Here is a 10971-nt window from a genome sequence, read left to right on the forward strand (position 1 = left end):
GCATCACTGAACGGATGGGTAAAGTAAACGACAAGCCTTTCACTGCGGTGTATCGAAGAAGCTAGGAATGTATATTGCCATCGTCTGAGGCAGCAAAGAACGGAACAACCTGCATTTTCCCGAATATTAAGGAAAGCCCTACGATGAACGAATTACCTAAGGTTTCCCGTTCTTGGGCGATGCGGTTACGACCAGATCAAAAAGCAGGCTTTTCCGATGCCTAACGCCTGCAATAAGGTGCCCCACGGCCAACTTACCAAGCGCATCGAACTTTAAACCAAAACTGCCGAGTGTAACGGGTCACCTTGATTGCTTTGTTAGGCATTTCCACATGTGAAATTCATACTTGGCCGCCGAACTCTCAACGTACTGCGGCGCCAACCGTGCGATACGGCACTCACTAATCCTCACTGGACATGATAACTATCAACACCTTAAACCCAACTACATTTGCATGACAGCCTGGTGAGGAGCTAATCGAGGCTGCATCACTGAACGGATGGGTTAAGTTGACGACAAGCCTTTCACAGCGATGTATCGAAGAAGCTAGGAATGTATATTGCCATCATCAGAGGCAACAAAGAACAGAACAACCTGCATTTCCCAGAACAATAAGGACAGCCATACGATGAACGAATGGCCATAGAGTTCCCGTTCTTGGGCGGCGTGGTTACGACCAGATCCAAAAGCAGGCTTTTCCCATGCCTAACGCCTGCGATAAGGTGCCCCACACTGAACTAGCAAAGCGCACCGAACCTCATACCAAAACCGCCGAGTCAAACGGGTCACCTTGATTGCTTTGTTAACCGGCACTTTCTAGTCACCCAAGAATACCCATTCACCATTCGCATTCTTACTTAAGACAAAGTTATGCCCAACAAAGTCAGTTTCACTGGTAGGATTAGGAATTGGATATTTCTTGGCGTGAATACCCGCATAATTCAGTCCCATTTTTTCAACTAGTGGCTTAAACTGCTTCCAAATAAGACCAGCTTTTCTTCGTAACTCCGCTGGTTCTAAAGTGTCTGTACGATAATTAAGAATTAATATCCATGCTTCAGTCTCTGTTGCCCAAATCTTAGCTAAGCCTTCAACTTGCACTACCTCACTACTCGATAAAGTCATCGGCTTTGTTTGTTCTCTAAATCCTAATCTCATGACTTCATCTTTAGTCCCTGAGTAACTGGCAAAAGATACCAACATCAGTAATGAGAACATCATTAATTTTTGTACATTTCTCATGTAATTCTCCTTGCCGGTTAACGCCTGGGATAAGGTGCGCCACGGTGAACTCACCAAACCCACTAAACTCCAAACCAAAAATGCCGAGTCAAACAAGTCACCTTGATACCTTTGTTATGCAACTCCATCCATTAATACGAACATACTTGGCCGAAAATCTTTCCATGCATGATGAATCTGCGTCATACAGGCAACAAATTCATACTCTGATAATTCTGATTCACTTTCAACAGCTTGGGCCAAACCAACCTGCATGACAACCTGATACTGACTGGCTTGGCTGCTGCACCAAACCAATAGGCAAAGAAGTGCGCCAGCACTTTCACAGCTGAGCAACGTTGAAATTATAATGTTGAATTGCCAGAATCAAAGGCAGCAGAGAAGGCAACAACAAGCTTACCCTCAGATTTTCAGGCAGCCTTTCGGCAAACGAATGCCCAAAGAAATCGAGGAAACAAGCGATGGATTATCTACCATTGAAAATCTTGGCTCTAGGTGCATAACGCCTGCAATAAGGTGCCCCGCACTAAACTAACAAAGCACACCAAACCTCATACCAAAACCGCCGAGTGTAACGGGTCACCTTGATTGCCTTGTTAGGGCTTTAATCTATGACTAAGCTCCCATCTTCGTTAAATTCCCAGCAATCAGCATAAGCTACTTCCCATAAGTAACCATCTGGATCAGAGAAGTAACCACTGTAACCTCCCCAGAACACATCCTGGGCTGTCTTCTCTACTTTGCCACCTGACTTTTCTGCAAGATGTAAGATTGCATCTACTTCAGATTTCTCTTTTGTATTGTGTGCCAACGTGATTCCTGAAAAATCAGGTCGATTAGGCTTTAAGTCCGGAGATACATCCTTTGCCAACTCATCGAAAGGATATAAGGCTAAACAAACGCCGCCTGTTTTGAAAAATATGATGCCGGAGTCAGGCTTTCGTGATGTCGGGAAGCCTAATGAAGTATAAAACTCATAAGACTTCTCAAGATCGGATACACCCAAAGTAATAATGCTAATTCTTGGTTCCACTAACCTAACTCCTATATTTCATTGCTTAATTGAGTCGTGAGCCCTAACGCCTGCAATAAGGTGCGCCCCACTGGACTCACCAAGCAAACTGAACTTCAAACCAAAACCACCGAGTGTAACGCATCACCTTGATGGCCTTGTTATGTCTCACGATTCAATGGCATATGGCAATCTATCATCTAAAAATTCTGATGAATAATGGCCCCACCCCATATACTGATAATACTTTTCCATAGCTTCATAGTGACTTGTCGCTGAAACTGTCCATGTCAATTTAGCTTTAGGTGACAGTAAACTTTTCGCAGAATTACCTTTTTCTTCAGCTAAACAAAATGTTTGTTCAATATCACTTTCTATCCAAAGTTCATGTACTAACCCTTGAGACTCTTCCGACTCAACAAAGTAATCGTACTTTTCAAAGTCAAACTGAAGCAACAACACCCGCGTAAACTCAGATATCATTGTGGCTTCTATCTTGTAACAATCGAAAAGCGGGTTATGTGAAGCTAAACCGAAAATTGATTGTAGCTCTTCAGTTCTAAGATAGAACGGCTCTTCTCCGACAAAAGAACCTTCCTCCTTGTCATACCACCTGACAAAGCGTTGAATCATATTAGCTCTCTTTTTTTAGATATAGTGCCACGATAAAGCCGTGGGTAACTTCAGGGACATAACGCCTRCAATAAGGTGTGCCACGTTGAACCAACCAAGCGCACCGGACTCCATACCAAAAATGCCGAGTAAAACGCATCACCTTGATTGTTTTGTTATGTGTTTTTGATTTTCCAAGCTTGAAAATCAATGACTTTGCCACCTTTTGGTTTGAGACCTACAAATGGATCGGCTTGTGCCAGAACTAATTGCTCCATTACTACTCTAGCTTCAGCAATAGTTTTGTAACCATTGAAGTGTAAATAACGACCAAACAACCGTAAGTCTGGATCAAACAAATCTAGTTCAACGGCTGAATGTCTACAAGATTTATCTGAGCAAACCATACTTCCAAAAGTTTTCTCTGAAACTGGCTTACCACTTTTTGTTAACTCGAATTTCATTTCTTCTCCAACAAGTAAGTAGCTTTCTGCACTACCCAACCTTCAACATTATTGCTTTTAGATATAACCTTCAGAGCTTCCACTGCTAAATTGTTTTTAATTATACGTCTTGCAGCATTAACTTTTGTTTTCGCTGAGTTATTTCCATATTTTTCAATCTTAGTTAAACCCTCAACTAAATCTTCTGATGAGATCGAGTAGTCTAAAAAAGCAGTAAAGTATTTGACAAAAGTTGTCATTCCAACACTTTGAATTGTCCTAACTAATTCATCTTGATTCATATCCCCCTCCAAACACATAACGCCTGCAATAAGGTGCCCCACACTGAACTGACAAATAACACCGAACTCCATACCAAAACCGCCGAGTGTAACGGGTCACCTTGATTGCTTTGTTATGCAACTCCATCCATTAGTGCGTTCCCTATTTGGTCGCAAGTCTATCGACGCATAGTGTCTTTTCGGTGAAGCTGCCACAAATCCTGATTTGAAGGTTGCTTCTCCCTCCTAGCGCCTTTGAGTCAGCTGAACTTTCCCCATTCCAAATGCCAAACCAGATTGGCTGCCCTGCGATGAAGCTGAAAGCCAAAGGGATCGCCCCTCTCTGAAACCACGGAACAAAAAGGGTGTTAAACGAGAGCCTGACGGTTCATACTCAAAGGCTACAAAGAAACTGACAACTTGCTGAACCCCGACACCAAATGGCAGCCTTTCGCTGAACGAATGGCCTAAGAAATCGTGGTAGTGAACAATGAACCTTCTACCATCGATGAGCATGGCTCTTAAGTGCATAACGCCTACAATAAGGTGTGCCTACGCTGAACAAACAAAGCACACTGAACTCCAAGCCAAAACTGCCGAGTGTAATGCATCACCTTGATTGTTTTGTTAGAAGAAATTTTTGAGGAAGGATATGAGGTTAGACTGAGACCCCAAACAATCGAGAGTATTCACTACCAATAAAAAGCTCTAAACAGTTAACAATGATCAAACTAATAAAACCACAGATCGTGCAAAGATTTCCTACCATAGCTACCCCCTCTCGAATGCCAGTTATTGAATCGAGTCCCCACTATTCTCCTGAACTTTTCAATCTCTCGATTGAATGGGGCGGGACAACGAAATGCTATGCCGTTCGACTTGCCTTGTCAATGATATTAAACAGATTATTTGCAGTAACCACACGATAAGGTAATCTCCCGCTTAAGACTTCCAAGCCTATTTTTAGCCGTTGATTCCCAAGCCGTTCAATTAGGATTTGTACGGTTAAACTATTGAGTTTTCCACCTTTGAGATGCAGTACTCGACTATTGTGTAGTTTAGGGTTGAATCTCAAGCCTTCGAGAAGATATTCTAACTCGCTATCCAATTTTAGTGATGGATGACTATCAAATATTCTATTAGTGTCATCTATAACTAAGTGTTTTGACTGCCGTAAGTTAGTGTTGACGAAAATACACTTTTCAAACCTGCAATTTCTAAAATTTACCTTTTTCATCAAGGCTCCAGAAAAAACACAGTACTTGAAAGTCGCATCTGTAAAATTAGATTTCTTTAAGTTGGTACCAAGAAACTCAACTTGAGAAAATGTTGCCTTCTTGAAGCTACAACTTGTTAACATAGCTCCTTTGAAGTTGACATTATTAAACGATACGTTCGAGAAATTTGCCCTAAAACACTGAGCTTTTGAGTAAAATTTATTTCTAACATTTCGAGTTTTACTTGCTTTATAGAATACCGATAATCTCGATACTCCTTTTTGTCCTTTAGGAAGCATATGTTATCCTCAAAACCTCCGCTTTCTTCTAACGCCCGCAATAAGGTGCGCCCCACTGAACCAACAAAGCACACCGAATTCCGTACCAAAACCGCCGAGTGTAACGCGTCACCCTTGATTGCATTGTTACCTGCGCGGATTTGATAGATTAAGCTTGATAATGATAGCGGCAAGAAATAATGGTGATATGAATATCGTCAACTGCATAAACAAGACGATTAGATTCGTCTATACGTCGAGACCAGAAGCCAGATAAATTTTCTTTCAAGGCTTCAGGTTTACCAATCCCTTCAAAAGGTGAACGCTTTGTATCTACAATTAATTTGTTAATGCGCTTGAGCGTTTTCTTATCCTGACTTTGCCAGTATAAGTAATCATCCCAAGCGGCATCAGTCCAAGCCAACATTCTACTCATCGATGATATCTCGTTCAGTTACCTTACCCGCTTTATACTGCTCAATTGATTTGTTTAAATGAGCAGCATTTGCTGGTGATTTTAGAAGATGAACGGTCTCCATAAGGCTGTTGTAATAATCCATTGACATCACAACTGCATCTTCAGAATCTCGACGAGTGATAACAGTGCAATCTGCATCATTAACTACGCCATCTAGCACAGATTTCAAACCATTCCGTGCCTCAGTAAAAGAAACAATACGCATAATTAACCTCAAATTAAGTTGTACACGTTATTGCACAAGTTTAACCCAACATTCTGACTTGTACAAGATCATGCACAGAAACTAATTAGACGCAGGTAACGCCTGCAATAAGGTGCCCCACGCTAAACCCGCAAAGCACGCCGAACTTCAAACCAAAACCGCCGAGTGTAACGGGTCACCCTTGATTGCCTTGTTATATGCGCTTTTCAAGAGCATGAGAAGAGATTTGCGTAAGGACTAGAACACAATACATAGAACTAATACAGTCCTATGTATTGAGTTAGCAAGCTGAAACAAACTATTTGTAGAATGCTTCTACTTCACCTTTTAGTGTAATCAGCATTGGATTACCATAGCGGTCTTTTGCTTTTGGTGAAGGAATTTTTACCCAACCCTCACTAATGCAATACTCCTCGACATCAGTACGCTCTTTACCATTTAGGCGAATACCAATGTGGTGTTCAAAACACTCTGCTACGAAATGTGGACTACGAGGATTACCCGATAAGTGATCTGGCAAAGTTAGTTTTGAGTTAGTGTCGCTCATTTTCATTACCTGAAGTAAATTAAGGTGAGGCATTGTAGACAACACGATGCGACAAGACAACGATTAGCCTTACGAATCATCAGGTCTACAAGCTAAACATTCACCATGGATTCCTTCATCAATAGGCGCTATTTCAATGACCAGGTGAAAGCATATAACGCCTGCAATAAGGTGCCCCGCGCTAAACTAACAAAGCACACCGAACTTCATACCAAAACCGCCGAGTGTAACGGGTCACCTTGATTGCTTTGTTATGGCGCGCCCAAGGGGTCCAGGCAAGCATCGGGCACGCTACCGCCAAACAGGATCATTTACCTGCCATATGATTCATGCATCATACATTACTTAGTGAATAGGTAATTGAGAGAGCGCAATTTTGTGATTTGTTTCAGGTAGCTACAACTTTATCCTGAGCCTTTTGGCGGGAATTTGAGCAAGATTTACTCGGAAGAGGAATGGGCTTAAAGCTAAATTAAGAACCTACACGAAAAGGACAGCTCACCTATCGGTGTAAATCAGTGCATAAAGGAAAATACAGTAAGCACAACACTACAACCGGAACACTAAAAAATGCGTTAAGAACGAGTGCATTGAATTACCTACTTAAGCTACCTCGATGCTTCGAGTCTTGTTTAGCAAAAGAGGTGTTGAATCGTGCGTGCCGCGGACAGAGCCCGACAAGGATTAATTTCATTGCAAACACCCAACACCATAACAGAATTGGAAAACTGATCATTACTAGCAGCGAAGCACGACCCAATTATGATGAAGCGACTGCCACGTTGCCTGTGCTTCTCTGCGCCATAACGCCCAATTAAGGGGTGAGCCACGCAACCACCACACTCAATTTCGACGCCGTAAACACTAAACTTGACCCAAACAAAAAATGCCATGCGTGGGGAATCCCTCTTAAATTGTTTGTTATGTGACTCTCACGATCAGCAAAGCTTTAATCTATTCGCATTCCAAAACCAACTTATTAAAAGCCTGCTCAAAACCATCCAACGGTACTATTGCTTTCGTATAATTATTGGCGCTGCCAAAGCCAAACACCGCAACTTTTCCCTTCGACAAATGGTGGATACGGGTAAGTGTCTCGTTAGCTATAAATGAGTTTTCTGTTCTAGAGTATGCTAGATGTTCACTTAACTTGTCGTCAATCCACAGACCAAAGCTTGTTATTTTTTGCTTAGAAGGGGTTGATAGCTCAACTCTAACCTCGATGGTTTTATAACAATGGAACCAAAGCGTTTTAATACCTTGAAACCCACTAGCTGTAATCACTTTGCCATCGGATCCAAAATCCGAGTAAATCCAACTACCAAACTTCTCGTATGCGAATGATTGAGCCGAGAAGATAAGTGTTAAAAAAATTAATAGATGCTTCATCTGTATACTGCAAAAAGTTAGTTTACAGTCAACTATATCATATCCTCAATGAAGGCTCGAACCAATCCGGGCACATAACGCCTGCAATAAGGTGCCCCGCACTGAACTAACAAAGCACACCTGACTTCATACCAAAACCGCCGAGTGTAACGGGTCACCTTGATTGCCTTGTTAGTTGCCTGATGTTACTTGACCATTCCACCATGATACGTCAGGTCGTAAACTTTACATCCTTGAAAATCGATCCACTCATACCCAGAGAAGGACGCAACATCCCCTTCATTTGTGTCATGATAAATACCAAGTTCAGTTTCATGACTTGAATCCCCGAGAAAATGGCCTGACTCATACAGCAACGCTAAACTTTCAAGAATTACATTTCCAGCTTTACCCGCATCATAGATTTCTGGGCATAAGATTTTGCCGTAATAATTCATAACCCAAACAGGAACATCGTCAAAATAGACGACTTCTTGCCCCAAGAAATCAGTTCCACCAAAGTAACTGTCCAGATATTTAAATGAGCCAAGTTGGAACAGTATATCATTCGATCCAGGACGATATGATAAACACTTTGGCGCTCGCCCCACATACGAGTTTGCTTTAGCTTTCACGATAAAATCATGTAGTTCTTGCTTTGAAAAATTGCTCATGGAACCTCCTGATAAAGAGGCATAATAATAACTGTATATAAAAACAGTATTTGCGAGTCAATTCATGATTTGACCTGAATATTTCGTATGGCAACTAACGCCTGCAATAAGGTGCCCCACACTGAACCCACAAAGCACACCAAACTCCATACCAAAACCGCCGAGTGTAACGGGTCACCTTGATTGCTTTGTTAGGCATTTCCACATGTGAAATCTCTACTTGGCCGATGAACTCTCAGCATGCTCCGCCGCCAAACATGGGGTACAGCATCAACGAATCTAAACGTAACATAAATACTATCAACACCTTAAAGCCAGCTACATTTGCATGACATCCTGATGAGATGCTAATCGAGGCTGCACCACCAGGCTGATTGGTTAAGTTGCCGGCAAGCCTTTCACTGCAGAGCAACAGAGAAACTAGAAACGTTTATTGCCATTGCCTGAGGCAGCAAAGAACAGAGCAGCCTGCATTTCCCCGAACGTTAAGGACAGCCCAGCGATGAACGAATTGCCTAAGAATTCCCGTTCTTGGGCGACATGGTTACGACCAGATCAAAAAGCAGGCTTTTCCCATGCCTAACGCCTGGCATAAGGTGCACCAACACCGAACCAACCAAGCGCACTAAACTCCAAACCAAAACTGCCGAGTGTAACGTGTCACCTTGATGCCTTTGTTAAGCGGCTGATTAGTCGATACTTTCGTCAAGAATATTCAAGGCCTCATTGTATATTGGCATATAAAAGTCACGAAACTTAAAAAGCATATAATCAGTCATCTGCTGAGAGGTTAAGGCGCGGTTTTTCTTTGAGTCTTGTGGCGCTGGATATCGTGAACGCCACTGGACACACTCAGTCAAATGCTGCAACGTCTGCTTAGCTTGTTTAGGATCTGAAAGCCTCTCGAGTAGCCCTACTTCTTTTGCAAGTACTCCTAAATCATGGCCTTTACTCATTGGCACACCAATTTGGGTTATTTTGGCCTCAAGCACATTACCAATACCATCAGCTTTAATATCAAATTCGACACGTTCAGGTTTAATTTGAAGAAGAATCCCCTTTAGAAGAGTTTCAAGCGCATAGCCGTATAACAGCTTTGCAGACATCATTAGATCTAATGAGCATTGGAGTCTATCATTATGTCCATCATGGGTGTCAGCAACCTCACCTAACTCAATGAGAAGTTCACCTGATTGCTTGTATAGGCACTCCCCGCTCGTGAACAGAGCATTTGCTTTATGTAGCCACAATGAGCAATCTCGTGCGGTACTTAAAAAATTATTAGCTTCACTCATTGTTATCTCCGAACTCATAAAAGCCGCTTAACGCCTGCAATAAGGTGTGCCCCACCGAACCAGCCAAGCGCACCGAACTCCGAACCAAAACCGCCGAGTGTAACGCATCACCTTGATTGCCTTGTTATGGCAAACTCAAGGAAATTTAGTCACTTACCAGATACGCTACCGCTACAGAAATATCTGCTCGAACGCCTGCCAGTTTACCCTACCGATAAAAGCCGAACAGGCGTTGATACATAACTTCATGAACCAACTAGCAAAATCAGTAGCCAATGGACAAAGAATTGCTCTTTACCTACTGATATAAACCGGAAGCTTCGGGAAAAATAGTAAGGATTATAACTCGATAAACCTTAGCCATAATTTGAGAGTTGGTTTTCGATGAAGTTTCTGGCATTACTGACAGCGAGAACAACTGGAAAATCAAGCGTGCTGCGGACAAAGCCAGCTAAATTCACAGTTCATTATACACTGAAAGCGTTCAGGTATATCGCCTGAGAAGATCGGCTTAATAGCCGCTAAGCTTGACCCACTGGCCCTGAAGCGAAAACCACGTTGCCTGTGCTTTTAAGCCATAACGCCTGCGATAAGGTGCCCCACGCTAAACCAGCAAAGCGCACCGAACCTCATACCAAAACTGCCGAGTGTAACGGGTCACCTTGATTGCTTTGTTAGGCATTTCCACATGTAAAATCTCTACTTGGCCGACGAACTCTCAGCATTCTCCGCCGCCAACCATGGGATACAGCATCCACGAATCTTGACGTAAGATAAATACTATCAACACCTTAAAGCCAACTACATTGGCATGACACCCTGATGAGATGTTAATCGAGGCTGCATCACTAGACTGATGGGTTAAGTTGACGACAAGCCCTTCACAGCGGTGTATCGAAGAAGCTAGGAATGCTTATTGCCATAGTCTGAGGCAGCAAAGAACGGTGCAACCTGCGTTTCCCAGAACTTTAAGGACAGCCCTACGATGAGCGAATGGCCAAAGAGTTCCCGTTCTTGGGCGACGTGGTTACGACCAGATCCAAAAGCAGTCTTTTCTCATGCCTAACGCCTGCAATAAGGTGCCCCACACTAAACCAGCAAAGCACACCGAACTCCATACCAAAACTGCCGAGTGTAACGGGTCACCTTGATTGCCTTGTTATATGCGATTCTCACTCAACAAAAGGTCCATAATACGCAATACTGTCATCAAGACCGTTTAGTACTTCAACGTATCTTTCATTTGAATTACGGCGCTTTAATATAGCCATTTTTAAGCCATCATTCATTACATTGCTTTTAGATACGCACACATAATC

The 10971-nt window shown here is 42.6% G+C and carries 12 protein-coding genes; all 12 read right to left on the reverse strand.

Annotated elements, in window-relative coordinates:
* Positions 1-816: 816 nt before the first annotated feature.
* The 12 genes from EIZ48_RS27230 to EIZ48_RS27285 all read right to left on the reverse strand — a co-directional run bounded on the left by EIZ48_RS27230 (position 817) and on the right by EIZ48_RS27285 (position 9652).
* Entirely contained in the window at positions 817-1242 is a 426-nt protein-coding gene (locus EIZ48_RS27230) for a hypothetical protein (RefSeq protein ID WP_160658420.1), read from the reverse strand.
* Positions 1243-1846: 604 nt separating this feature from the next.
* Positions 1847-2275, reverse strand: a complete 429-nt coding sequence (locus tag EIZ48_RS27235; RefSeq protein ID WP_160658422.1) for a VOC family protein — start codon at positions 2273-2275, stop codon at positions 1847-1849.
* A gap of 147 nt (positions 2276-2422) precedes the next feature.
* The gene (locus tag EIZ48_RS29225) at positions 2423-2887 is read right to left on the reverse strand and encodes a DUF7683 domain-containing protein (protein WP_205298624.1); all 465 of its coding nucleotides are present in this window, start codon (positions 2885-2887) and stop codon (positions 2423-2425) included.
* 155 nt (positions 2888-3042) lie between these two features.
* Positions 3043-3330 (reverse strand): hypothetical protein, encoded by a 288-nt coding sequence (locus EIZ48_RS27245; RefSeq protein ID WP_160658423.1) that lies wholly within the window; start codon positions 3328-3330, stop codon positions 3043-3045.
* Positions 3327-3611, reverse strand: a complete 285-nt coding sequence (locus EIZ48_RS27250) for a hypothetical protein (RefSeq protein WP_160658425.1) — start codon at positions 3609-3611, stop codon at positions 3327-3329. The genes EIZ48_RS27245 and EIZ48_RS27250 overlap by 4 nt, the downstream gene beginning before the upstream one ends.
* An 844-nt stretch (positions 3612-4455) precedes the next feature.
* Positions 4456-5106 (reverse strand): pentapeptide repeat-containing protein, encoded by a 651-nt coding sequence (locus EIZ48_RS27255; protein WP_160658427.1) that lies wholly within the window; start codon positions 5104-5106, stop codon positions 4456-4458.
* 148 nt (positions 5107-5254) lie between these two features.
* Positions 5255-5521, reverse strand: a complete 267-nt coding sequence (locus EIZ48_RS27260; protein WP_160658429.1) for a Txe/YoeB family addiction module toxin — start codon at positions 5519-5521, stop codon at positions 5255-5257.
* On the reverse strand, positions 5514-5768 hold the full coding sequence (locus EIZ48_RS27265) for a type II toxin-antitoxin system Phd/YefM family antitoxin (RefSeq protein WP_128783326.1): 255 nt from the start codon (positions 5766-5768) through the stop codon (positions 5514-5516). Before EIZ48_RS27265 ends, EIZ48_RS27260 begins: the two co-directional genes overlap by 8 nt.
* Positions 5769-6066: 298 nt before the next feature.
* Positions 6067-6321 (reverse strand): DUF3297 family protein, encoded by a 255-nt coding sequence (locus EIZ48_RS27270; protein ID WP_192928753.1) that lies wholly within the window; start codon positions 6319-6321, stop codon positions 6067-6069.
* 948 nt (positions 6322-7269) lie between these two features.
* Positions 7270-7704: a hypothetical protein gene (locus tag EIZ48_RS27275; RefSeq protein WP_160658432.1), complete on the reverse strand. Its 435-nt coding sequence runs from the start codon at positions 7702-7704 to the stop codon at positions 7270-7272.
* A 185-nt stretch (positions 7705-7889) separates the two neighbouring features.
* Positions 7890-8357 carry a DUF5680 domain-containing protein gene (locus tag EIZ48_RS27280; RefSeq protein WP_160658433.1) on the reverse strand — a complete coding sequence of 156 codons (468 nt, stop codon included), beginning with the start codon at positions 8355-8357 and terminating at the stop codon, positions 7890-7892.
* Between the two features lie 689 nt (positions 8358-9046).
* Positions 9047-9652: a hypothetical protein gene (locus EIZ48_RS27285; RefSeq protein WP_160658435.1), complete on the reverse strand. Its 606-nt coding sequence runs from the start codon at positions 9650-9652 to the stop codon at positions 9047-9049.
* Positions 9653-10971: the final 1319 nt, after the last annotated feature.

The sequence above is a fragment of the Photobacterium alginatilyticum genome (genome assembly GCF_009910675.1).
Taxonomy (GTDB): Bacteria; Pseudomonadota; Gammaproteobacteria; order Enterobacterales; family Vibrionaceae; genus Photobacterium; species Photobacterium alginatilyticum.